The sequence below is a fragment of the Leucobacter sp. L43 genome (assembly GCF_016597785.1).
Lineage (GTDB): Bacteria > Actinomycetota > Actinomycetes > Actinomycetales > Microbacteriaceae > Leucobacter > Leucobacter alluvii.
On record NZ_JAENJG010000001.1, the window covers coordinates 1,322,400 to 1,346,696 of the forward strand.

A 24,297-nucleotide genomic window follows, 5' to 3' on the forward strand; every position below is an offset into this window, starting at 1 on the left:
GCATTACTCGGCCGTGTATTCCTTCGCTTCTTGCCGGATCGCCTCGGGATCGAAGTCGTTGATTTGATCCGTCAGGTCGTGGTTGAACAGCGTGGCGACGTCGTAGTCGGCAGCCTCGCCCTCGATCACGCCGTACTCGGTCAGGAGATCGACCATCTGCTGCAGGTCCTCGTCGGTCTGCAACCCGTACTGGCCCGAGTTGCCCTGACCGCCGGTCAGTTCGAGACGCGTCGAGAGCTGCCGCACCGCGAGCGCGAGCTGCTCCTCGTCAGTGCCCTCGGTCGGCTTCGCGGAGGGGTAGCGCTCCCAGTGCAGCTTGATCGAAGCCTCAGGGTTCTCCTCGGCGAAGACCGCGCCCTTGTAGAACGCGCGCCAGATCCCCGCGATCATCTCCGGGTCGTTCTCCACGGCCTCGGTGGAGCAGACGAACGTGGACGTGCCGTTGAGGTCGTTCATCACGGAGTCGAGATTGACGAGCTCTTCATCGAGCAGCGACTCGACGACGAGGTTCGGGCTGTCCCACGCCGAGTACGCGTCGATCTCGCCCTGCTGGAACGCGAGCGCTGTCTGCGCGCCGAACCCTACGGGCAGAAACTGGTCCTTCGACGCGCTCACACCGGCGGCTTCCATGCCGCCGATCGCGTAGTTGATGCCCGTCGCCGTCGCCGAGTTGCTGCCGATCGTCTTGCCCTCGAGATCGGCGACCGACGTGAATCCCTTCGACTTCGGCGCGACCACTCGGAACATGTTGCCCGCCGTCGATCCGACGATGGTGATCGACGGATCGCCGGCCACCGTGGGAAGCGCCGTGGCGACGGACGCGTACGTGCATACCGAGTTGCCCGAGACGACGGACTGCACACCCGAGAGCGCGGTCTCGACGGGCTGCATCGTGACGTCGAGTCCCTCGTCTGCGAAGTAGCCGAGATCGATCGGCACGGTCGCGTAGCTCGCGGTCGCGGCCGAGAGCGTCTGGTCGGTGACGGCGAAGGTGATCGGCGTCAGGTCCGCAGCGCCCTCGGTTGATGCGCCGCCCTCTGACGATGCGCAACCGGAGAGCGCGAGGGCTGCGACCGCCGCGAACGCCGCGGCTCCGGTGATCCTGTGTTGCTTCATGCTGGTGTTCTCCTCTATGAGATGGCTACATTGCCTGTGGATCGAAGTGGTGCAGAGTGCCAGCGCTTATCGCTGGTACTTGCGCAGAAGGAAGTTGAGCGCCGCCATGGTGAGCCAGATCGCGACGCCGAAGCATCCGAGCACGAAGAGCAGCGCGAACGTCGTGCCGACCGAGCCGGTCTGCACGGCCGCCTGAATCGCGAATCCCATTCCTTCGCGCGCGGAGACGAACTCGGCGACGATCGTGCCGATGAGCGCGAGCACCGCGGCGCTGTTGAGCGCCGGGAGCAGGTAGCTGATCGCGTTCGGGATGCGCAGTTTGCGGATCACCTGCCACTTCGACGCTCCGACCGACCGGAAGAGGTTCACCTGGTCGCCGTTGATGTTCGTCATGCCGACCAGCGCATTCACGAGAATCGGGAAGAAGGCCATGAGCGCGGCGAGGATCACCTTCGGTGTCGTGCCGTATCCGAAGCCCGCGATGATCAGCGGGGCGATCGCGACCTTCGGGAACGTCTGGATGATGATGAGCATCGGGTAGACGGCTTTGCGCAACGACTCGGAGAAGACGAAGAGAAAGCTGATCAGCAGCGCGAGGACGATGGCGATCGTCAGTCCGAGGATCGTGATCTGCGCCGTCGCCGCGAGGTTCGTCCAGATCGTGCCGTCCGAGAACATGCGCGCGAGGGCCTCTCCGACCGCCTCCGGCGGAGCCAGCAGCAGGGGTGACACCCAGCCGCGTTCGGTGCTCAGATTCCAGAGCCAGAAGCCGCCCCCGAAGATCACGAGCACGATGATCACCGCGCGCACGTTCGTCGAGGCGAGGGCGCTCCGCAGGGTCGCCTCGCGGCCGGTCGTCTTGCGCACCTCGTCGCCCGAGAGCACGGGCATCAGTTCCGTCTTCGTCGCACTCATGACTTGCCACCTGCTTCTGCATCGTTCGCCGGTCCGCCGGCCGCCTTCGCGGCTTCGAGGCTCACGCGGCCCCGCCTGACGAGTTCGTTGAATTCGGGAGAGGTCCTCGTTCGCGCGGAGCGCGGCCTCGGGAGGTCGACGTCGATGACGTCGACGATGCGACCGGGGCGGGCAGACATCACGACGATCCGGTCGGAGAGGAACACCGCCTCCGAGATGCTGTGCGTGACGAAGATCACGGTCTTCGGTTCGGCTCCCCAGAGCCGGAGCAGCTCTTCGTTGAGGTCTTCCCGTGTGAACTCGTCGAGCGCGCCGAACGGTTCGTCCATGAGCAGCAGCTCGGGGCGGGTGATCAGCGATCGCGCGATCGCGGCGCGCTGCTCCATCCCTCCCGAGAGCTCGCGGGGGTAGTGCGACGCGAAATCCTGGAGCCCCATCATCTCGATCAGTTCCGACGCGTACGCCCGGTCGGCCTTCGTCGGCCGTCCGCCCCGGATCTCGATCGGCAGCAGAATGTTGTCGGTCACATTCCGCCAGGACAGCAGGGTCGGCTTCTGGAATGCGACGCTCGCCGTCGGGAGGGTGCCCGAGACGACCTCTCCGCCGACGCGCACCTCACCGCTCGACGGGGAGTCGAGACCGGCGATGAGCTTCAGCAGCGTCGACTTGCCGCATCCGCTCGGCCCGATGAGCGAGACGAACTCGCCCTGCTTGAACTCGGCGCTGGTCTCGGAGAGCGCATGGATCTCGAGGCGCTTCCGTCGGAAGATCTTCGATACGCCCTCGACGCTCACTCCCCCCAGTCGCGTCCGCTCTGCTAGTGACGCACTCATGCGACCCCTCCCATCTGCTTCTCCCGGACGTCATCGATGACCCGGGTGTAGAAATTCATCCAGTTGCCTCCGAGCACGAGTTCGCGCTCCTCCCGGCCGAGCCCGCGTGCTTCGAGGGCGGCTCCGAGACGGCCGAAATCCTGCGGGCCGCTGAACCAGTCGGGTCGCTCGGACGGCGCCACCCCCGGCGGCGGCGATGCTCCCAGTTGCGGCTGACGGCTCCAGCGGCCGCGGCGCATCCATTCCCGGTACTCGTCGGTGCCGCGCTGGTTCGCATCGGTCCCGATGCCGACGGCGGTGAGTCCGAGCAGATCGATGGAACGCGCCACCATCTCGGACCACAGCTCCGGAGTCGCGATCCGGCCCCGCGTGAGGTTGTGGTAGGTGGTGAGACCGATGACCCCGCCGCGCTCGACGAGCGGCCGGAGCACTTCGAGCGGCTTGTTGCGCGGGTGCTCCACAAGCTCGAAGATGTTCGCGTGCGTCACGGCGACCGGCATGCTCGAAGCGTGCACGGCGTCGAGCGAGGTGCGGTTGCCGACGTGCGAGAGGTCGATGACCATTCCGGTTCGGTTCATCTCGCCGACGACCTCCGCACCGAAGCGGCTGAGGCCCGAGTCGTGCGGGTCGTAGCAGCTCCCCCCGATGTCGTTCTGGATGTTGTAGGTCAGCTGCGCGACACGCACACCCACGTCGGCGAACACCTCGACGAACCCGAGGCGCCCCTGCAGGAAGGAGCTGTTCTGGAATCCGAGGACGATGCCGAGACGCCCCGCGGCCCTGGCCTCGCGCATGTCCGCTGCACTCGCGACGATCTGCGCGATGTCGCTGTTCGCCTCGGCCAGCTCGCGCCAGGAGACGACCGCATCGAGGGATTCGATGGCGTCCTCCCAGAATCCGCAGGTCACGGTGACCGCGTCGACACCGCCCGCCCGGATCTCTTCGATGCCCCGGCGGTCGAGCCGGGAGCAGATCAAACTATCGACATTCATGGTTCCCCCCGGGGTTCAGACCGAATAGTGGAGGAGCGTTTCGCTCACTCCGGTGTGCGTGCGCGAAAGCTCGGACTCGACGCTCAGCGCGAAGTTGGACGGCTGGTAGATGCGCCACCACTGCTCGCCCGAGACCTCGACGCCGTCGCGCAGAAGCTGGACGACGTCGGCGTCGCGGTCGGCGTCGCAGCGCTCGATCGAGACGCGAAGGGTGCCTGCGTCATGGTCGGCCTGCGAGGTCAGCGCATACCCGTGATAGCGCGCTCGCACGTCGAGCCCGGCATACCCGATCACCGATGCGAGGCTCGTCACGACGAAGGGCTTCGCCGGATCGTCGGCGGCCGAGGCGAGGAGCGCATTCACGATCACGTCCCCGGCGAGCAGCAGGCTCTCACCGCCGGCGTCGATGCCGTCCGGGGTGAGACGAGCGCTCAGCCAGGAGCGCCCCGGTTCACGAGCCGCGATGGCGCGTTCGAATTCGTCGACCCCAGCAGCGCCGGTGACCGCGATCGTTTCGAGCACGAAATCGCGCACGCCGGGCCACATCCCCTGCGGGCAGTCGAGCGCCATGATCAGTCGCTCGACGATCAGCGAGAGCTCGCGGCGAGACATTCGGATGCGCGCCGGAATGTGGTCCGTGTTCGGGAGGGTATCCGGATCGTCGTGAGCGAAGGCCGAGAGAACACTTCGTTGTTGTACTTCGAGAGCCACTGCTGCCATTCTCCTTATTCGCTGCTCCGCTACGCGGCGAGGTCGTTGTTGATGCGCTTCGCAGCGCGCTGCATCGTCGTGATGAGGGTGTCGTCTGGCAGGATCCCCTGCTCCGTGATCACGCTCAGCGCCCCGACGCACGCACCGCCCTTCATGATGGGAACCGCTACGGCGGTGATGAGATCGCCGAGCCACTCGGAGTGCACGATCGCGTACCCCTGTCGTCTGACGCGCTCGTACACCGAATCGTCGAGCACTTCCGCCTCGCGGGCGACCGCCCGGTAGACGTCGTCCGAGAATCCGAGCAGCACCTGGCCGGAGGCGGACGACCTCGGGGAGACCCTGGCCTCGTACCCGCGCCTGATGAACTTCGCGCGGACCGGTTCGACGCGCTCGACGATCACCGGGCTGCTCTGCTCCATCACGGCGAATGAGACGGGGGCGCCGAGCTCGGCGACCGCCTCCTGCATGACGGGCAGCAGCACCGGCCTCAGCTCCTTCGCCGGGTTCACCTTCGTCGCGAGCTCGGCCACGTGCAGGCTCAGATGGTAGATGGCGCTCTCATCTTGAAACGCCCATCCCGCCGCGACGGCCGTCTGCAAATACTGATGCGCGGCGGCGCGCGCCCACCCCATCCGCTCGGCGAAGACGGAGACCGTGGTCCCGTCCTCCGATTTGGAGAGCATGTCGATCGCGGCGAGCATCTTCATCCCCGTCTGCAGCACCGGAGTGCCGGCCTTCTGGCGTCCCTGGGTCTCGCCGGCCTCCGCGTTCATGCGCTGACCGCCCAACGCCAGTCACGTGCCTCGAGACCGAGATCTCTGCTGAAGTGGGCATTCTCGAAGATCAGACCGCGGAGATTGCGCTGGTGCACGTCGCGGGTCTTATCGAGTCCGTAGCAGAACGCGTTGAAGAGCCGGATGATGTAGGCGGGCACGAATCGGTCGTCGCGCACGTCCATGTGGGGCGTCGCATAGGGCAGGTCGGCCGTCGCCTGCACGTAGCCGACGATCTGGCCGAGCTGCGGGTGCCTCGCGAGGAATCGCCCGATCCGCTCGCTCGGTGCCGCGTCGCTCAGCGCGTGCTGCAGCTCGCGAACACCGCCGATCAGGTCGATCGCAAGATCGTTCGTGCGGTCGGGCACCTCCGCGACCGGGCCGCTGCGCGGTTCCTCCGAGTTGCGGGATTTGTACCAGATGCGGGAGCGATCCTCGTGCGGAGCGACCGCGAACTCCGAGACCCACGCGTAGCCGCGCGATATCTGCGCGGAGAGGTCGGCGACGGTGGCCGTCGGGTCGGCTTGCTTGCGCTCGTCGACGATGAGCGCGCGGGTCGCCTCGATCACCTGCTCGACGGGCGCGAGCTCGAGAAGGAGGGAATGGAACATCTCCTGCGCGTCCGGGGTCACGGTGGACGGAATCGACCGCGACACTTCGCCGAGTGTCATGGCGATTCCGGCGGCATGCGCGCCCTCCGCTTTGCGCAGCATGCGTCGGATGAGGGCGAGATCGACCGCGACCGCCTCTCCCGACGGGAAGACGCCGTAGTCCGTGCGATCCTGCTCTTTGAAGGTGATCGCCTCGCGCAGCAGCTCGTCGACTCGTGCGAAGACGTCCGGGGTGATGCGCTGCTCGAGCACGTCGGCCAGCAGGCCCTCGTAGCCGCTGATCCACGCATTCACCAGCTGCGGACGATTCATCGTGAGGAGGACGAGCCCGAGCGCCGAACCGTTGCCGACCGCGAGGCTTCCCCGCGTCGTGACGTCCGCCTCGACGGACTCCGCACTGCGGGCGCGGGCGATGAGGTTCACCAGGTCGAGGGAGATCTCGCGCATCATGTACGCGGTGAAGAGCTGCGCGGAGTACGGGATCGCCAGCGGGTGCTCGGGGCCGTAGTTCTGGAAGTCCTTCGTGCCGAAGGTGCCGTTGCCGTCGAGTCCGGTGTTGCGCAGCAGGTACCCGACCTCGGCGATGCGGTCGACGTCGGGCTGCTGCCCCGCCGCCAGTGCTTCGACGACGTGATCGAATACGCGGATGCTGCGGTTGGCGCGGAACCAGACGAGTGTCTCGGGTGTCGCCCGCCCGGCGTAGAGCCGTGGAATCGCTGTGCGGGTGTCCTCCAGCTCGGCGTCGCTCACCTCTCCGTCGATGAGCGCTCCGACGATGTCCCAGCTCGAGCCGATGATGCGCGGGCTCCGGTCCACCATCTGGGGCTCTTCCGAGAACGCCACGACGTGCATCACGTGACCATCGGCTTCGATGCGGTAGAGCACGCGGCCGGAGCCGACGCGATCAATGTCGGCCGAGACGAGCTCGATGCGCCAGTGCTCCCGGATCATCTTCGCGTACAGACTGCGCGCCGCGCTCAGGCGGCCCGGCTGCAGCGCCCCCAGGCGGCGCGGGTTCATGACGATCTCGGCTGCGCGGCCACGGGTCTCGACCTGACGGTTCTTCATGCACTTCCTCGGGCTCGGTGGCTACTGTCTTGTATGAACAGACGCCATCTTGTTCTGCAATACGGGCGATGCTAGCATGCGATGCATCCGATGCCAAGGAGAACGGGGAGAAGCCGACGATGCACGCCACCGCAGCAGCTCATGCGGTGCTCGCGCGCCTGCTCGATGCGATCACCTCGCACGCGCCAGAGCTCGGCTCCCGTGCACGGATCGCCGCAAGCATCGAGGAGCTCGGAGACGAGTCGCCGATCACGTCGGCGCCCGCCAGTCTCGTGGTCGAAGCGCGCTGCGCCGCAGAGGTCCAGACGGCGGTCGCCCTCGCCGCCCGGCACGGTCTTCCCGTGGTGCCACGGGGCGGCAGAACCGGGCTCGTCGGCGGCGCCGTCCCGGTCGTGCCATCCCTCGTGATCGACGTCTCCGGCATCCGCTCCATCCACGAACTCGACATCGCCGGCCGTTACGCGCACCTCGGTCCCGGGCTCACCGTTGCAGAAGTCGGCGAGATGCTCGCACCGCACGGCATGTTCTACCCTCCCGACCCAGCAAGCGTCTCCCGAGCGACACTCGGGGGCACGGTGGCGACCAATGCGGGCGGCTTGCGGTGCGTGAAGTACGGGGTGACCGAGCGGTGGATCCGCTCACTCGACGTCGTGCTCGCAGACGGGCGGCTCGTCACTGTAGGGCATCGCGTCATCAAGGACGTCACCGGCCTGGACCTCACGCACCTCATGATCGGATCGGAGGGCACGCTCGGCGTCATCGTCGGCGTCGGCATCACCTTCTGCCCGATCCCCGTCGAATCCCGCCTCGCGCTCGCAGCCCTTGGCTCGGCGAATGAAGCGATCGCCCTCGCGGGCCGCGTGCTCGACACCCTGACGCCGAGCATGTGCGAGCTGCTCGACGCGGGCGCGCTCCTGGCGCGAGACACCGGGCCCCTCTCGCCGCTGCTCGGCCCGGTCTCGGAGTGGGGCGCCGACCCGACGCTGCTCATGATCGAGGTGGACGGCTCGGCCGTCGAAACGGAGCACGCAGCGCTCATGGACCTGCTCGCAGCAGCCGGCGCACGCACGCACACGGTGTCGCCGGACGATCTCGACGGCGTGCTCTCGGTGCGCCGCGGAGGATCAGCCGTGCGTTCCGCAGGCACCCCTCCGACGGCCGAGGCGCTCGTCAGCGCATCGGGCGCCCGGCCCGTTCTGCCGCAGGACGTCTCCGTGCCGCTCCCCCGCCTGGCGGAAGCCGTGGCCGGCATCCGCTCGATCGCCTCGGGGTTCGAACGCACCGGCAGCAGGATCGCAGCCCACCTCGGAGACGGGAACCTGCACGTACTGCTCGTCGACGAAGTCGGCGACGCGGATCACGACGAGGCGCGCGAGCGATTGCAGACGGCGATGGCAGCGATCGTCGACACGGTACTGTCGCTCGGCGGCACCGTCTCCGGCGAGCACGGCATCGGCTCGCTGAAGCGCGCGTACGCAGCGCTCGACCTCGGCGAGGACGTCATGGAGATGCACCGCAGCATCAAACTGGCACTCGATCCGCACTCGCTCATGAATCCCGGAACCGCGTTCTGACATCCCACCAGCAAGGAGCATCGTGACCACAGCAGCAGCATCTCTCATCCGCATTCCCGAAGACACGGGGGCGGCGCTCTCCGCTCAAACGACGGTCATCGGGGATCTCGCCTTCACCACCGCGATTCCCGTCGACGCGAACGGGGAGGTCACCGGGGACATCGACGCGCAGAGCCGGCGCGTGCTCGCGCGCCTCGAGGCCAAGCTCGCCGCGGTCGGATCCGGGCTCGACCGCATCGCCCACCTCACCATCCACCTGTGCGACATCCCGGCGAACCGCGATGCGTTCAACGCCGTCTACCGAGAGATGATGCCGGAGGGCGCCCGCCCGGTGCGCTGCCTCGTGGGGGTCGCCGCGCTCGCACGGCCGGAGATGCTCGTCGAGGTCACCGCGATCGCGGCAGCGCGGGCTCGCTGAGCAGCCCGGCGCCAGGAGGGCCCGCACGCAGCAGCGCCCGCCGCCCCGGTCGGGGCGGCGGGCGCTGCTGTTTCGAATTACTCGCCGACGTACCCGTCGGCCACGTTCAGCGCCTCGTCGATGATGTCGAGACCCTTCACGAGATCTTCCTCCGAGATGATCAGCGGAGGAGCCACCTGCAGTCGGTTGCCCGCCGCGAACGGCCAGAGACCAGCCTGCTTGCACGCCGCGACCACCGCGTTGAACGGAGCGGCCGCCTCACCCGCCGCATTGAACGGGATGAGCGGTTCGCGGGTGTCGGGATCCTTCACCAGCTCGATCGCCCAGAACAGCCCGGTGCCGCGCACTTCGCCGACCGAGGGATGCTTCTCCGCGATCTCGCGCAGGCGGGGCCCGACGACGCGCTCTCCGAGGTCGCGCACGCGCTCGAGAATGCCCTCCTCCTCGAAGATGTCGAAGGTCGCAACGCCGGCAGCCGCGCCCAGCGGGTGTCCGCTGTAGGTGAGCCCGCCGGGGAACGGCTTCTGGTCGAAGGTCTGGTGCACGGCCTCCGAGATGACGACGCCGCCCAGCGGCACGTAGCCCGAGTTCACGCCCTTCGCGAAGGTCACGAGGTCGGGGTGCACGTCGAACGCCTGGAAGGCGAACCAGTGGCCCGTGCGACCGAAACCGGCCATGACCTCATCGGCGATGAGCAGGATGCCGAACTCGTCGCAGAGGGCGCGCACGCCCGCGAGGTAGCCGGGCGTCGGGATGAGGATGCCGTTCGTGCCGGTCACGCTCTCGAGGATGATCGCCGCGATGGTCGCGGGCCCCTCGAGCTCGATCGTCGCACGCAGGTGCGCGAGCGCCCGCTCCGTCTCCTGCTCCGGCGTCTCCGAGTAGAAGACCGAGCGGTAGGGGTAGGGCCCGTGGAAGTGGACGACGCCGGCGTCGAGCGTGCCGTTCGCCCAGCGGCGCGGCTCGCCCGTCAGCGTGATCGCCGTCGACGTCGACCCGTGGTACGACCGGTACCGGGCGAGCACCTTCTGGCGCCCCGTGTGGTGGCGGGCCATGCGCACTGCGTACTCCACAGCATCAGCGCCGCCGTTGGTGAAGAACACCGACCGGGCGCCCTCGAAGGAGTGCTCGACGATGCGCTTGGCGAGCTCGCCGCGCACGTCGTTCGCCATGGCGGGCTGGATGGTCGCGAGGCGGCCGGCCTGATCCTGGATCGCCTTGACGAGCCCCGGGTGCTGGTGGCCGAGGTTCAGGTTGACGAGCTGCGACGAGAAGTCGAGGTATTCGGTGCCGTCGTAGTCCCAGAACCGGACGCCCTCGCCCTTCGCGATCGGCAGCGGGTTGATCGCGCCCTGCGCCGACCACGAGTGGAAGACGTACTGGCGATCGTTCTCGCGCACCTCGCGCTGCGCCTCGGTGTCGCCGAAGCTCTGCTCGGCGCCGTTGAGGTCGATGTAGTCGCTCATGAAGAACCGCTCCTTAGTGGTTGCTCGGGAAGCCGAGGTCGATCTTCGACTGGTCGGGGTTCGGCCAGCGCGTGGTGACGACCTTCGAGCGCGTGTAGAAGTTGATCGACTCGGGGCCGTAGATGTGCGAGTCGCCGAAGAGCGAGTCCTTCCAGCCGCCGAAGGAGAAGGCGCCGACGGGCACCGGAATCGGCACGTTGATGCCGACCATGCCGGCCTCGACCTCGAACTCGAACTGACGAGCGGCACCGCCGTCGCGGGTGAAGATCGCGGTGCCGTTGCCGAACTGGTGCGAGTTGATGAGCTCGAGGCCCTCCTCGTAGCTGTCGACGCGCACGATGGCGAGCACCGGCCCGAAGATCTCCTCCAGGTACACCTTGCTGTCGGTCTTGACGTGGTCGATCAGCGAGACGCCGGTGAAGAATCCGTCGCCCTCGAACTGCGCCTGACGGCCGTCGACGACGACGGTCGCCCCCTCGGCCTCTGCTCCGGCGACATATCCCTCGACGCGCTCCTTGGCCTCGCGGGTGATGAGGGGTCCCATTTCAGATGCGGGATCCGTGCCGTTGCCGATCGTGAGGTTCGCGATGCGGCTGGTGAGCTCGGGGATGAGGCGATCCGCCACGTCGCCGACCGCGACGACGACCGAGACCGCCATGCAGCGCTCGCCGGCGGAACCGTACGCCGCGGAGATCGCGGCGTCTGCGGTGACGTTGATGTCCGCGTCGGGCATGACGAGCATGTGGTTCTTCGCACCGCCCAGCGCCTGCACGCGCTTGCCGTTGGCGGCTGCGCGCTCGTAGATGTACTTGGCGATGGGGGTGGAGCCAACGAAGGAGACGGCCTTCACGTCGCTGCTGTCGAGCAGGGTGTCGACCGCGACCTTGTCGCCGTGGACCACGTTGAGCACACCGTCCGGCAGGCCGGCCTCGCGGAAGAGATCCGCGATGAAGACCGAGGCCGAGGGGTCGCGCTCGGAGGGCTTCAGCACGACGGTGTTGCCGCAGGCGATGGCGCTCGCGATCATCCAGAGCGGCACCATGACCGGGAAGTTGAAGGGGGTGATCGCTGCGACGACGCCCACCGGCTGCTTGATGGAGTGCACGTCGACGCCGGTCGAGACCTGCTCGTCGCGCTCGCCCTTGAGCAGGTGGAGCAGCCCCGATGCGAACTCGACGTTCTCGAGGCCGCGCGCGATCTCGCCTGCAGCGTCCGAGAGCACCTTGCCGTGCTCGCTGGTGACGATCGCAGCCAGTTCCGGGGTGCGCTGCTTGAGCAGCTGACGCAGGTTGAAGAAGACGTCTGCGCGCTTCGTGAGGCTCGTCCGGCGCCACTTCGGCAGCGCTTCCTGCGCCGCTGCGATGGCCTGCTCGACGGTCTCGACCGACGCGATGCTCAGTTCGTGCTGCGCTTCGCCCGTCGCCGGGTTGTACACCGGCTGGGTGCGCTCCGCGGTGTCGACCTTTTCGCCGCCGATGACGTGGGGGATGCGTGCCATGCGTTCGCCTGCTTTCTGCTGAGTGCACCCGCGTCCGCGTGTGCCGCTGTGTGAGTGATCACCGCGTTCCGGGCAATCTGTTCGGAATCCAGGACTCCGCCACGACCCAGTGTGACAGCACCGCTCGTCGTGATCGACCGCATTCCATCCACGATTTCGCTCGCTCCCGTACAATCTGTTCGATATGACAGAGACACGGACGGACGCGACCCCGGTGACGGTCGCGGATGCGCTCGCGCTTCCCGAGCTGCAGGCCGGCGCCCCCGAGCTCGTCGCGGGCCGCGCAGGGCTCGATCGCTCGATTCGCTGGGCGCACGTCGTCGCGGGCGCCGGTGCCATCGCACTGCTGGAGGGCGGCGAGCTGATCCTCACGACCGGGGCCGGATGGCCGACCGATCACGACGCACTCGACGTTCTCGCCCGGTCGGTGGTCGCGGCCGACCCGGCAGCCGCCATCCTCGAACTCGGAGCCCACTTCGACGCCGCGCCGGCCGAGCTCGCGAGCGCGTGCGAGCGCCACGCCATCCCGCTGATCGTGCTGCGCCGCGAAGTGCGATTCGTGCAGATCACGCAGCGCGTGCATCAGCGCGTGCTCGCGGCGCAGACGGAAGCGCTCGCGGCGCGCGCGGATGTGCACACGATGCTCACGGAGCTCGGCTTGAATCGCAGCCCGGTCGATTACGTCGTCGAGCGTCTCGCCGAGACCCTCGACGCTCCGGTCGTGCTCGAGGATTCCGCTGGCCGCGTGGTCGCCTGGGCCGGGGGCGAGCTCCTCCCCCAGGCGGCGCTCGCCCCGTGGGCCGCGACGCGTCCGGACGCGCTGCCCGCGGGCGCCGATTCCGTCGCCGTCGAGGCGCAGGGAAAGCGGTGGGGCCGCCTCTCCGCACTCCCCGGGCCGCCGCACGCAGCCGGTCGACGCACCGTGCTCGAACTCGGAGCGTTCGCGCTCGCGCTCGGCAGGCTCGCCGACCCCGACGGGGAGCAGTGGTTGCGATTGAGCTCCAAGCGCCTCTTCGACGCTCTCCTCAACGGTCGCTACCGCAGTGACACCGAACTCGCGACGCAGCTCGCGGCTGCCGGTCTCCCGATCGACGGGCGAGTGCTGCTCGGCGCGACTCTGCGCGGCACCGAGGATTTCGGCGGTCACTCCTCGCTCGAACGCGCCGTGCTCGAGACGGCGCTGCGACGCGCGGTCGCCCCGGAGGGCCGCGTGATCCTCGTCCCCGATCCGACCGACGACGCGGCGCCCACTGCTGGTTCCCGCGCCTCCGCAGGCGAACACGATCGCACTCCGCTGCTCGCGCTCCTCTCGTTTCCCGCCGACGACCCCCGCATCTCGGCTGTCGCCGAGTCGGGATCCGCACCGCCGCTCGCCGTTCGGCTGGCGCGCGAACTCGACATGCTCATCCCTTCCCCGACGCCCCCGGGGTGGCGCGCGCACCTCGGTCTCGGCGCGTCCGGCCGAGGCGTCCGCTCGCTCATCACGTCGCTCGAACGCGTGCGGGCCGCCGGGCGTCTGAGGCCGACGGCCGCGGCCGGCAGAGTCACCGTGCAGCAGGCCGAACGGCAGGCGCTCGCCTACCTCGTGCGCGGACTGTCGGCGACGCCGGAGGTGCAGGAGTTCGCCTCCGAAGCCCTCGGCCCCGTCATCGCGCATGATTCCGGCTCCGGGCCCGGGCACAGCGGCGATCTCCTGCTCGTGCTGCGGGCGTATCTCGCGCACCCGACGAATCGCTCGCTCGCCGCGCAGCGCGCGAGGTTATCGCGATCCGTCTTCTACCAGCGCCTCGCGCTCATCGAAGAGCTGCTCGGCGTCGATCTCGCCGACGGCACGACGATCGCGGCGCTCACCGTCGCGCTGCTCGCGCGCAGCGACTAACCGAGCGCGACCGCCTCAGTCGCGCCACAGGCCGGGGTATTCGTGCCCGAGTTCGATGACGAGCCGGCGCAGCGCCGGGAGCGAGAGCCCGATCACGCAGCTCGGAGCCCCTTCGATGCGCTCGATGAACGCTCCGGCGAGGCCGTCGATCGCGAAGCCGCCTGCGAGTTCGAGCGGTTCTCCCGTAGCGACGTAGGCTTCGAGCTCGGCGTCGGCGAGGTCGCTCGCCAGTGTCACGGTCGCCGTGTCGACCGCGCCGGCCGCGGCTCTCGTCGCCCCCGCGGTGCAGTCGATGAGCCAGTGCCCCGAATGGAGCACGCCGGTGCGTCCGCGATGCTGCTTCGACCGTGCGAGCGCGACTTCTGGCCGGTGCGGCTTGCCGAGGATCTCGTCGTCGAGCAAGAACATCGAATCGCCGCCGAGCACGAGGCCGTCGATCTCGCCCGTGCCGTCGGGCCCGTGACGGCGCACCACGTCCTCGGCCTTGAGCCGGCCCAGGTGCTCGGTGAGCTCGGGGGCCGTGAGCGCCCTGCCGAGTTCCGCCTCGCGGGCGGCGACCTCGGCCTCCTCATCGACGTCGGGGGCGAAGCACACCGGCTCGATGCCCGCGCCGCGGAGCACGGAGAGTCGGGCGGGTGAGGTGGACGCGAGATAGAGACGCATGCCCTGCAGTTTAGAGCTCGCGCCGGTCGCATCCGCGGCGCGAGCCGAGGCCCGCCCGGTGGGCGCACCACCGGCGATGACCGTCGCGCAGGGGATCTCCAGGGCGCCCTGCCAATTCCCGAGATACGCACTGTACACACTCAGATCCCCTGCATACACTGCGGAGGGAGGAAGGAATCGGCCGCTGGAAGCCCGAGGCGCCGCGTGGGAGCGGACCCGAGGGCTGATATACGTGCGCGCGCTACACCAGCACCTTCGGCGACGACAACCCCCTATTCGATGTGCCCGGAACCGACGTACCTTGTGCTCATGGGGATGCACCGTGCCTCCCCGTGAACGGAAGGAGTTCTCATGGGTTTCCTCGGATTTTTGCTGCTTGGGCTGATCGCAGGGGCTATCGCGAAGGCCATCCTGCCGGGTCGTCAGGGCGGCGGCTGGATTGCCACCCTCATCCTGGGCGTCATCGGCGCACTCGTCGGGGGCTGGCTCGGTAGCCTGCTCTTCGGCGCTGACCTCGGTGAGTTCTTCTCAATCGAGACCTGGCTGGTCGCAATCGGCGGCGCAATCGTCGTGCTGCTGATCTGGGGCCTGATCACCGGTCGCAAGGGCAACCGCGCGGCGTAATTCCGCCGCAGCATGGCGGCGCGCACGCGCCGCGGCACGAGGTCGGCCTCGCGCAATGGGAGAATGAAGGCATGACTGCATCGCACAGCTCAGCCCCGCTCGAACCCGGCGCAGAGGTCGACCTCGTCGTTACCGGCATCGCTCACGGCGGTGTCGGTGTCGCGCGTCATGAGGGTCGCGTCGTCTTCGTGGCTGACGCCATCCCGGGCGAACGCGTCCGGGCCCTCGTGACCGACGCGAAGAAGAAGTCGTTCGCTCGCGCGACGGCCGTGGAGGTGCTCGACGCCTCAGCCGATCGCCGTGAGCACATCTGGGCCGAAGCCTCGATCTCCCGAGCTCCAGAGGATCGCGCAGGTGGCGCGGAGTTCGGCCACATCTCGCTCGAACGCCAACGATCACTCAAAGCCGAAGTCCTCGCGGATGCGATGAGCCGCTTCGGCGGCGTCGAGTTCGCGACCGAGGGCGACGATGATCTGGCCAGCGCACTCGCCGAGATCGTCGAACCGCCCCCGTCGTTCATCGACGAAGAGACCGACGAACCAGAGGCCGATACGGGTCTCGGCTATCGCACGCGCGTGCGCTTGCACGTGGATCCCGCGACCGGGGCCGTCGGCCCGTACGCTGCGCGCAGCCGTCGCGTGATCCCCGTCGAGTCCCTGCCGCTCGCCACCGAGGGTGTCAACCAGATCGCGCCGCTCGCCGACCTCATGCCGGGCGTCGAGACCGTCGACCTCGTCGACCCGTCGGGCGACGATCCGCGCATGCTCCTCACGCTCAGCGGGGAGAGGCAGCGCTCCGGCGCGAGCGATCCGATCCACGAGTGGGTGGAGGATCGCGGATTCCTCGTGCGCGCCGGAGGGTTCTGGCAGGTGCACCGCGCGGCACCGGCGGTGCTCTTCACGGCCGTGCGCGATGCCGTCTCCGATCTCATCGCCGACGGTCGATTCGAGCCGGGAGCCGGCAACCTCGACCTGTACGGCGGTGCGGGGCTGCTCGCCGCTGCCGTTGCCGAGGCCGCTGGAACCGGTGTGAAGATCGCGACGGTCGAGTCGGATGCCGCCGCGACCGAGGATGCTGCAGAGAATCTGTCATCCCTCGTCGGCGCACTCGCGCACACCGCCAGGGTCGATCGGCACCTCGCGGACCTGCTGAAGGCGTCAGCACCGGTGCGAGATCGCCTGCGGCGCGGAACCGTCGTGCTCGACCCGCCCCGCTCCGGCGCGGGCAACGGCGTGACCGCGCAGCTCGTCGAACTCTCACCGATGAACATCGTCTACGTGGCCTGCGACCCCGTGTCCCTCGCCCGCGACACGAGATCTTTGCGCGACGCCGGCTACGAACTGACCGGACTCCGGGCCTTCGACATCTTCCCGCACACGCATCACTTCGAGTCGCTGGCGGTCTTCCAGCGAGCCTGACCGCCGTCGCGCACCCGGGCATCCGCTCGACCGCAACCGCGCTGAAATCGTTCGCTGCGATCATGGGAACATGACAACGGCGTTCACACTGGTGCAGCTCTCCTATTTCAGCGCGGTCGCGCGCCTCGAGAACATGACGGCGGCGGCCTCCGAGCTGAGCGTGACGCAGTCGACGCTGTCGAGCGCCATCTCGCAGCTCGAGCGCGAGCTCGCCGTCGAGCTCTTCACGCGCGACCGAGGGCGCGGGCTGCAGCTGACGCCGGCCGGGCGGGCGCTGCTCGCTCGCGGCCCCGCGCTCCTCGAGGAAGCCGAGATGCTCGCGACGTCCGTGCGTTCGGCGAGCGAAGCGCTCTCCGGCGAGCTGACGGTCGGCATCTACGCTCCGCTCGCCCCGTTCCGAGCCCCCGAGATTCTCGACCGGTTCGAGGCCGCGTACCCCGAAGTGCAGCTCACCTTCTTCGAGGGCGACCAGGGCAGCCTGCAGGAGGCGCTGCACGACGGCCGCTGCGAGGTGGCGCTGATGTACGACCTCGGCGTGGACGACCGATTCGCGCGCACCGTCATCGACCGTGTGCCGCCGCACGTCATCGTGCCCGAAGCGCGAGCGCAGGCGCTCGCGGGGCGATCCGTCGTGAGCCTGCGCGAGTTCGCCGCAGATCCCTTCATCCTCCTCAACCTGCCGCACACCGGCGACTACTACCTGCGCCTCTTCAGGCAGCTCGGCCTCGAACCGCGCATCAGGCACGTCTCGCTCGGATACGAGACCGTGCGCTCGTACGTCGCCCGCGGTCACGGGTACTCGATCCTGAACCAGTGGCTCGACCAGAGCCTGACGTACTCGGGCAAACGCGTCGTCCCGCTCCGGCTCTCCGACGAGTTTCCTCCCACCGAAGTCTCGCTGGTGCAGCGACGCGACATCTCCTCGACGCGCAAGGCGCAGGCCTTCATCGAAGTGTGCCGGGACATCTACCAGGGTCGTGCGCAGACATCGACTCCGTCGATCGGCGGCAACGAAACTTCCCATTAGACGCGGCTTGCTCGGTCTTCGAGGATTGGGGCACCCGGTCACCCACGCTGCGGCGAACTGACCCGGCCGGGACATCCATGGAGGACGCAATGACGCTGAATTCCGACCCAGCCCGCCCCGTCGCGACCGAGCGCGCATCAGAACACGCCACCGCCCTGCCCCCGACCGACCCGGTCAATCTGCCGACCGGCCCCCTTCCCGTCGCGGAACGCCGGCAGCTCGACAAGAAGCGCCTCCGCGTGCTGCTCGCCGGCAGCGTCGGCCAGTTCATCGAGTTCTACGATTTCAGTCTCTACGGCCTGTCCGCGCTCACGCTCGCGACCCTGTTCTTCCCGAGCGACAACCCCGCCGTCGGCCTGCTCTCGACGTTCGCGGCCTTCGGCGTCGCGTTCTTCATCCGCCCGCTCGGCGGCCTGTTCTTCGGAGCCATCGGTGATCGCTACGGACGACGCCCGGTGCTCTACATCACCCTGCTGACCATCGGCGTCGCCACCGCCGGCATCGGCCTCCTGCCCACCTACGCGCAGATCGGCGTCGCCGCGCCGATCCTGCTCGTACTCTGCCGACTGCTGCAGGGGTTCTCGGCGGGCGGCGAATCGGTCGGTGCGCCAGCGTTCGTCTTCGAGCACGCCCCGAAGCATCGCCGCGGGCTGTGGCTCAACATCACCCTCGCAGCGACCGCGCTGCCCTCCGTCATCGGCGGGGCGCTGATCTTGACGCTGTCGCAGAGCCTGCCGGCCGACGCGTTCGAAGGATGGGGCTGGCGGGTGCCGTTCCTGCTCGCGCTGCCGCTCGCGGCATTCGGGCTCTGGATCCGCTCGCGCACGGACGAGTCGGAGGCGTTCAAGGAGGTGCAGGCCGAGCAGCAGCAGAGCGAGGAACGACTGACTCCCATCCGCGACGCGTTCCGCGAGAACTGGCTGAAGATGCTCCAGGTCATCATGGTCATGGGCCTCACCGCGATGGGGTTCTACTTCCTCTCCGGCTACTTCGTCTCGTACGTGCAGACGGCCGGCGACCTCTCTCGCGAGAGCTCGTTGCTCGCCAATGCCGCTGCGATGCTGCTCTACGCGCTGCTCCTTCCGGTGGGCGGGATCATCGGCGACCGCGTCGGCCGCAAGCCGATGCTGATCGCCGGAGCCGCCATCATCGCCGTGATCGCCGTGCCTGCGTTCATGCTCGTGACGTCAGGATCACTGCCCCTCGCGATTCTCGGCCAGTTCCTGTTCGTCGGCGCCGTCTGCGTCTACGGCGGCGGGTGCTACACCTTCTTCGTCGAGATCTTCACGACCCGCACGCGCTTCACGTCGGCGGCCGTGAGCTACAACGTCGGCTACGCCATCTTCGGCGGCACCGCGCCGTTCATCGGCACGTGGCTGGTCGAGACCACCGGCTTCGGCGCGAGCCCTGGCATCTACATGGCGGCTGCCGCCGCCATCGTGTTCCTCGTGCTCGTGCTCACACGAATTCCCGAAACCCACCCGCTGAAGCGGAAGCCCGCGACAGGAGTTGCCCGATGACCGACACCGCGTTCCTCGAAGATTTTCACGCCGTTTCCCGGATCGGCGCGACGCCGGCGAACGGCGTCGACCGCCAAGCCGCGACCCCCGCCGACCGCGAGACCCGCGAGTGGTTCCGCGCCTTCGCCGAGCGCCGCGGCTGGGAGACCCGCGTCGACGGCATCGGCAACCAGTTCGCGCTCGTCGAGCTCGTCCCCGGAGCGCCCTACGTGCTCCTGGGGTCGCACCTCGACTCCCAGCCCCTCGGAGGCCGGTTCGACGGCGCGTACGGCGTCATCGCCGGCCTGCACGCAGCGGCGCGGATCGCGGACCGGGCCGCAGCCTCCCCGGCAGCCGGTTCCACCGGCCCCGCTTACAACGTCGCCGTGGTCAACTGGTTCAACGAAGAAGGCGGACGTTTCGCCCCGTCCATCATGGGGAGCTCCGTCTTCGCCGGCATCAAGCGCGAAGACGAGATGCTCGAGGTGCGGGATCTGGGGGGCACGTCGGTGCGCGAGGCGCTCGCCGGCATCGGCTACCTCGGCACCGATGCGCGACCGGAGATCGCTTCGTACGCGGAGATCCACATCGAGCAGGGCCGCATTCTCGAGCGCGACGGCATTCCCATCGGCGCGGTGGATCGCAGCTGGTACACGCAGAAGCTCGACGTCGAAGTGCTCGGAGAGCAGTCGCACACCGGTGCGACTGCCATGGCGGATCGACACGATGCGCTGCTGGGGGCCGCGAAGGTGATCGCCAAAGTGCACGAGGTCACCGAGCACTTCGAGCCGGAAACCCTCGTGTCCTCGGTGGGGCAATTGACTCTGGAGCCGAACTCCCCCATCGTCGTGGCCCGCCGAGTGCACCTGGTCGCCGACCTCCGAGCCGACGACGCCGACGTGGTGCTCGCCGCACGCGACCGTCTGCTCGCCGACATCGCCGATATCGCCGACGCCTACGGTCTGAGGATCACCGCCCGCGACTTCGATGTGCGCGACAACCAGCACTACCCGGAATCCGGCCTGGCACTCGCCGAAGCCGCCGCCGCCGAACTCGGGCTCGGCGCCCGCCGCATCCGCACCATGGCCGGGCACGACTCGGTCGCGATGAACCGCATCGCACCGACGGTGATGCTCTTCATCCCATCGGTCGACGGCGTCAGCCACTGCGAGCGCGAGTACACCCGGGACGAAGACATGATCGACGGCGTCGCAATGCTGGCCGAGGTCGGCTGGCGACTGGTGCACGGAGCGCTGCAGGCGGAGCTCGTCGCGGCCCCGGCCTCCGCGCCTGCGAACGCGTGAGTGGACGGAGCACGACCATGGCACCGACCGCTCTCGGCCGAGATCTCGATCTCGCATACATCGACGCGCACACCGCCAGGCGACGCTTCATCAGCGGCGACCTCACGCCGAGCGAGCTGCTCGAGGCGACGCTCGCCCGCATCGAGGAGGTGAACGGCGACGTGACGCACGGCGGCGTCAACGCCTTCACCGAGGTGCTCGCCGACTCCGCGCGGAAGGCGGCGCGAGCGGCTGACGCGGCGTACGCGGCCGCGGCGCCGGGCGATGCGCTCCCCCCGCTCCTCGGGGTTCCCATCGCGACGAAGGAGAAGCACGGGATCGCGGGACGCTCCCTCGTGCAGGGCCTCGAAGCGTGCCGTGGCGCCGTCGCCGACGCGCACCACCCCGTCGTTGAGCGGATCCTCGCCGCGGGAGGCGTGATCCACGGTCGCACGACCTCGCCCGAGTTCTCATGCGCGACCACGACGCACTCGCCCATGTGGGGCGTGACGCGCAACCCGTGGAACCTCGATGCCACTCCCGGCGGTTCGTCTGGTGGCGCCGGAGCGGCGCTCGCCGCCGGCATGGCGGTGCTCGCCACTGCCTCCGACATCGCGGGGAGCACCCGCATTCCGGCAGGGTTCACGGGCACCGTCGGATACAAGGCCCCGTACGGCCGCATTCCCGCGATCCCACCGCTCTCCGCCGATTGGTACCGCGGCGACGGGCCCATGGCCCGCACGGTGGCCGACGCTGCGTTGCTCGCCGAGGTGATGAGCGGCCGCCACATCGCCGACCACGGCTCCTGGGGGCGCCAGGGCGATGGCGAGCTCATCGCAGCACTCCGGGGCGCCGAGGGCGCCCGCGGGCTGCGCGTGGGACTCTCGCTGACGCTGGGCGACTATCCGGTCGCTCCCTCGGTCCGGGTGCAGACGCTGCGCGCAGCCCGGGCCCTGGAAGCTGCGGGCGCCGACGTCGTCGAGGTCGCGCTGCCCTGGTCCACCGAACGGTTGCGCCGCACGGCGTTCGTTCACTTCGGCCACATTCTCGGGCCGGCGATGGCGCAGCTCACCGCGGGTACCGAATCACAACTCGCCGCGTACACTCGCCGGTTCATCGCCGACGCGGAGCGGGCCGCGGCCGGGGTGAGCCTGCCCGACTCGCTCGCGCTCGACGCGGCGGTGCAGGCCGAACTCGCCGCAGCCATGGACGGCCTCGACGTGCTGCTGACCCCGACGCAGGCCGTGGAGATGCTCGACGCCGACGGCGATTACCTCGACGGCATCGACGTCCCCGATGGCGATGGCTCCACCCGGCACCTCGAGCACTACTGGGAGGCGCACCTCACCAGCCCGTTCAACATTGCGAACCGGGTGCCCGTGCTCTCCGTACCCGCAGGAGTCTCGCCGTCGGGAGTGCCGATCGGCGTGCAGATCGTCGGCCACCCATTCGCCGAGGCGTCGGTGTTCCGAGCAGGGTCGGCGATCGCGGAGCTCGTCACGATGCCCCCCTACCCGCGGGCGATCGGGTGACCCCCGGCTCCCGCCCCTACGGCGCGACGACCCGGACGACGCCCTGCATCTCGGGGTGGATCGAGCAGAGGTAGGCGTACTCGCCCTCCTCCGAGAACTGGTGCGTGTAGCTGCCCTCGACGAGGAGCTCGCTCACGAAACTGCGATCCTCAGCGACGACATCGTGCTCGTTCGGCCCGACGAACTCCCACCGCACCGCCTGACCCGGGGCGATCTCGACCTCGGCCGGCTCGTACCGGTTGTCGGAGACCGTGACGGTCACCTCGGCCTGCACGTCGTCATCCGAGGCCACCGGCTCCGGCGAACCCACCGGAGCGCACGCGGCGAGCAGCACGGCGGCGGCCCCGCCGAGAACCCCCGTGGCCCCGCTCAGCAGGCGTCGCCGTGAGATATCGTGCGTCATGGCGCGCCCCGATCAGTGCTGGTGCAGCGCGCGGGCCGCATCGGTGATCGCGCCGGTCATCGACGGGTAGACGGCGAAGGCCGAGGCCACCTGATCGACGGTGAGCCGGTGCTCGACGGCGAGCGCGAGCGGGAAGATCAGCTCGCTGGCGCGGTGAGCGACGACCACCCCGCCGATGACGGTGCCAGACGCCTTCCACGCGAACAGCTTCACGAAGCCGTCGGTGAACCCGATCATCTTCGCCCGCGGGTTCACGCTCAGGGGAATGGTGTGCGAGATGGCCTTCGCGACATCGGATGCCTCGGCGAGCGAATTCTCGTTCCACCCGACCGTCGCGATCTCGGGATAGGTGAAGACGTTCGCGGCGACGTTGCGCAGATCGATCGGGCGCACGAAGTCGCCCAGCGCGTGCATGATCGCCGTACGACCCTGCATCGACGCGACCGACGCGAGCGGGAAGAAGTCGGTGCAGTCGCCTGCCGCGTAGATCGAGGGCACGTTCGTGCGCGCGACCTTGTTCACGCGGATGTGGCCGCTGTCGGTCAACGAGACGCCAGCCTCGGCGAGGCCGAGACCCGCAGTGTTCGGGATCGAGCCGACCGCCATGAGGCAGTGCGTCGCCTCGATGGTGCGCCCGTCTTCGAGTTCGACGAGCACGCCGTTCTCGGTGCGGGTGACGGAGGTGGCGCGCGACTTCGACATCACCTGCATGCCCAGCCGGGTGAACTCGCGCTCGATCACGCCCGCGGCGTCGCGGTCCTCGCCGGGAAGCACCTGATCGCGGCTCGAGACGAGCGTCACCTCCGAACCGAGGGTGCGGTAGGCGTTCGCGAACTCGGCGCCGGTCACACCCGAGCCGACCACGACGAGGTGCTCGGGCACGCTCGGCAGATCGTAGAGCTGCTTCCACGTCAGAATGCGCTCGCCGTCCGGCTTCGCCGAATCGAGTTCGCGCGGGCTCGAGCCGACGGAGACGACGATGGTGTCGGCCTCGATGCGATCGAAATCAGTGCCGCCCCCGCCCGCAGCCGTCGAGATCACGACGGCGTTCGGGCCGTCGAGACGCCCCTCGCCCTGCACCACGCGCACGCCGGCGTCTTCGAGCGAGCGCAGCATGTCGACTGATTGCGCCCCGGCCATGGCGAGGAGACGCTTGTTGACCGCCGCGAGATTGACGGCGATCTCAGGGCGGACCGGCTTTCCGTCGCCACCGGGGACGAACGCCTGCACGCCGAGCTTGCCGGAGTCGCGCACGCTCTGCGCCGCGCTCGCGGTGGCGATGAGGCTCTTCGACGGGACGACATCGGTGAGCACCGCAGCTCCGCCGACACCGGCTCGCTCGATCAGGATCACTTCCGCCCCGAGCTGGGCTCCGGCGAGTGCCGCTTCATAGCCCCCGGGGCCTCCGCCGACTATCGCGATCCGATGCTTACGTTCATTCGCTTTCGCCATAGTGCAAGTCTACGCAGCCGCGCGGCACGGGGCCGCCGATCAACCGGGGCTACTCGCCGCGCTGGCACTCCGAACGGCATTCGCGCTCGCAGTAGCCGGGCCAGCGCTTCTCGAGCCGCCGATCCAGTCCCATCCAGTAGGTCTGCATGACGGAGCTCGTGCGGGCGCCCATCCACAGCTGGATGTTGCGCACGGCCTCTCCATCGGCCCACAGCCACTCGTCGAACCAGGCATCCACCGCGCCCGCGAGCGCCTCGCCGCGTCGTCGGCCGAGACCGGGCCGGGTGCTCTGCTCGCGCTGCTCGCGGCACAACCAGGTCACGCCGACGTTCGGCGGCGCCGGGAGATCCTCGATCTGGATCTCGGAGAAGACCTCGACGAACACGCGCCCGTACGCCGTCTCGGGAAGGCCGCGCAGCCACTCGCCGAGCTGCGGCAGGTCAGATGCATCCCCCGCTGCCAGTACGCAGTCGATGCCCTCGGGATCGACGACCGAGACCGCCTCGGGGAAATCGAATGGTTCGGAGATGTTCACGTCT

Annotated in this window: 22 protein-coding genes; 9 read left to right on the forward strand and 13 right to left on the reverse strand. The window is 68.8% G+C overall.

Features of this window, described 5'->3' with window-relative positions; genetic code table 11:
* Positions 1-3: 3 nt before the first annotated feature.
* The 7 genes from JE033_RS06165 to JE033_RS06195 all read right to left on the reverse strand — a co-directional run bounded on the left by JE033_RS06165 (position 4) and on the right by JE033_RS06195 (position 7,022).
* Positions 4-1,116, reverse strand: a complete 1,113-nt coding sequence (locus JE033_RS06165; RefSeq protein WP_090146623.1) for an ABC transporter substrate-binding protein — start codon at positions 1,114-1,116, stop codon at positions 4-6.
* A 66-nt stretch (positions 1,117-1,182) separates the two neighbouring features.
* Complete coding sequence (locus tag JE033_RS06170) at positions 1,183-2,031, reverse strand: ABC transporter permease (protein WP_090146621.1); 849 nt, start codon at positions 2,029-2,031, stop codon at positions 1,183-1,185.
* Positions 2,028-2,864: an ABC transporter ATP-binding protein gene (locus JE033_RS06175; RefSeq protein WP_090146619.1), complete on the reverse strand. Its 837-nt coding sequence runs from the start codon at positions 2,862-2,864 to the stop codon at positions 2,028-2,030. Before JE033_RS06175 ends, JE033_RS06170 begins: the two co-directional genes overlap by 4 nt.
* Entirely contained in the window at positions 2,861-3,856 is a 996-nt protein-coding gene (locus JE033_RS06180) for a dipeptidase (protein ID WP_200330139.1), read from the reverse strand. The genes JE033_RS06175 and JE033_RS06180 overlap by 4 nt, the downstream gene beginning before the upstream one ends.
* A 15-nt stretch (positions 3,857-3,871) precedes the next feature.
* On the reverse strand, positions 3,872-4,567 hold the full coding sequence (locus JE033_RS06185) for a hypothetical protein (RefSeq protein ID WP_200330141.1): 696 nt from the start codon (positions 4,565-4,567) through the stop codon (positions 3,872-3,874).
* 29 nt (positions 4,568-4,596) lie between these two features.
* A complete protein-coding gene (locus JE033_RS06190; RefSeq protein WP_200330143.1) occupies positions 4,597-5,343 on the reverse strand; it encodes an IclR family transcriptional regulator in 747 nt (248 codons plus the stop codon).
* Positions 5,340-7,022, reverse strand: coding sequence for a hypothetical protein (locus tag JE033_RS06195; protein WP_200330145.1), 1,683 nt, complete (start codon positions 7,020-7,022; stop codon positions 5,340-5,342). Before JE033_RS06195 ends, JE033_RS06190 begins: the two co-directional genes overlap by 4 nt.
* A 119-nt stretch (positions 7,023-7,141) precedes the next feature.
* Here JE033_RS06195 and JE033_RS06200 point away from each other — a divergent pair, with 119 nt between their 5' ends.
* Both JE033_RS06200 and JE033_RS06205 read left to right on the forward strand, forming a co-directional pair.
* Positions 7,142-8,596: an FAD-binding oxidoreductase gene (locus JE033_RS06200; protein WP_200330147.1), complete on the forward strand. Its 1,455-nt coding sequence runs from the start codon at positions 7,142-7,144 to the stop codon at positions 8,594-8,596.
* Positions 8,597-8,618: 22 nt separating this feature from the next.
* The gene (locus tag JE033_RS06205) at positions 8,619-9,014 is read left to right on the forward strand and encodes a RidA family protein (protein ID WP_370567910.1); all 396 of its coding nucleotides are present in this window, start codon (positions 8,619-8,621) and stop codon (positions 9,012-9,014) included.
* A 77-nt stretch (positions 9,015-9,091) separates the two neighbouring features.
* Here the strand turns inward: JE033_RS06205 and JE033_RS06210 are convergent, their stop codons facing one another.
* Positions 9,092-10,480, reverse strand: coding sequence for an aspartate aminotransferase family protein (locus tag JE033_RS06210; protein ID WP_200330149.1), 1,389 nt, complete (start codon positions 10,478-10,480; stop codon positions 9,092-9,094).
* Between the two features lie 13 nt (positions 10,481-10,493).
* Entirely contained in the window at positions 10,494-11,978 is a 1,485-nt protein-coding gene (locus JE033_RS06215; RefSeq protein WP_200330151.1) for a CoA-acylating methylmalonate-semialdehyde dehydrogenase, read from the reverse strand.
* A gap of 184 nt (positions 11,979-12,162) precedes the next feature.
* Here JE033_RS06215 and JE033_RS06220 point away from each other — a divergent pair, with 184 nt between their 5' ends.
* Complete coding sequence (locus tag JE033_RS06220; protein WP_200330153.1) at positions 12,163-13,857, forward strand: PucR family transcriptional regulator; 1,695 nt, start codon at positions 12,163-12,165, stop codon at positions 13,855-13,857.
* Positions 13,858-13,872: 15 nt separating this feature from the next.
* Here JE033_RS06220 and JE033_RS06225 read toward each other — a convergent pair whose 3' ends face one another.
* Positions 13,873-14,520, reverse strand: coding sequence for a nucleoside triphosphate pyrophosphatase (locus tag JE033_RS06225; protein ID WP_090147413.1), 648 nt, complete (start codon positions 14,518-14,520; stop codon positions 13,873-13,875).
* Positions 14,521-14,871: 351 nt separating this feature from the next.
* Between JE033_RS06225 and JE033_RS06230 the strand changes: the two genes are divergently transcribed.
* From JE033_RS06230 to JE033_RS06255, 6 genes are all read left to right on the forward strand, one after another.
* Positions 14,872-15,144 carry a GlsB/YeaQ/YmgE family stress response membrane protein gene (locus tag JE033_RS06230; protein WP_090146600.1) on the forward strand — a complete coding sequence of 91 codons (273 nt, stop codon included), beginning with the start codon at positions 14,872-14,874 and terminating at the stop codon, positions 15,142-15,144.
* Between the two features lie 71 nt (positions 15,145-15,215).
* A complete protein-coding gene (locus JE033_RS06235) occupies positions 15,216-16,562 on the forward strand; it encodes a class I SAM-dependent RNA methyltransferase (protein WP_200330155.1) in 1,347 nt (448 codons plus the stop codon).
* A 70-nt stretch (positions 16,563-16,632) separates the two neighbouring features.
* The gene (locus JE033_RS06240; RefSeq protein ID WP_090146598.1) at positions 16,633-17,589 is read left to right on the forward strand and encodes a LysR family transcriptional regulator; all 957 of its coding nucleotides are present in this window, start codon (positions 16,633-16,635) and stop codon (positions 17,587-17,589) included.
* Positions 17,590-17,678: 89 nt separating this feature from the next.
* A complete protein-coding gene (locus JE033_RS06245) occupies positions 17,679-19,109 on the forward strand; it encodes an MFS transporter (RefSeq protein ID WP_090146597.1) in 1,431 nt (476 codons plus the stop codon).
* Positions 19,106-20,392: a M20 family metallo-hydrolase gene (locus tag JE033_RS06250; RefSeq protein WP_200330157.1), complete on the forward strand. Its 1,287-nt coding sequence runs from the start codon at positions 19,106-19,108 to the stop codon at positions 20,390-20,392. The genes JE033_RS06245 and JE033_RS06250 overlap by 4 nt, the downstream gene beginning before the upstream one ends.
* A gap of 17 nt (positions 20,393-20,409) precedes the next feature.
* Complete coding sequence (locus JE033_RS06255; RefSeq protein ID WP_200330159.1) at positions 20,410-21,903, forward strand: amidase; 1,494 nt, start codon at positions 20,410-20,412, stop codon at positions 21,901-21,903.
* A gap of 16 nt (positions 21,904-21,919) precedes the next feature.
* Here JE033_RS06255 and JE033_RS06260 read toward each other — a convergent pair whose 3' ends face one another.
* Genes JE033_RS06260 through JE033_RS06270 form a run of 3 tightly spaced genes read right to left on the reverse strand, consistent with a single transcriptional unit; the run spans position 21,920 to position 24,293 of the window.
* On the reverse strand, positions 21,920-22,306 hold the full coding sequence (locus JE033_RS06260) for a cupredoxin domain-containing protein (RefSeq protein WP_200330161.1): 387 nt from the start codon (positions 22,304-22,306) through the stop codon (positions 21,920-21,922).
* A gap of 12 nt (positions 22,307-22,318) precedes the next feature.
* Complete coding sequence (locus JE033_RS06265) at positions 22,319-23,758, reverse strand: NAD(P)H-quinone dehydrogenase (protein ID WP_090146593.1); 1,440 nt, start codon at positions 23,756-23,758, stop codon at positions 22,319-22,321.
* Positions 23,759-23,807: 49 nt separating this feature from the next.
* Positions 23,808-24,293 (reverse strand): SIP domain-containing protein, encoded by a 486-nt coding sequence (locus tag JE033_RS06270; RefSeq protein ID WP_090146592.1) that lies wholly within the window; start codon positions 24,291-24,293, stop codon positions 23,808-23,810.
* Positions 24,294-24,297: the final 4 nt, after the last annotated feature.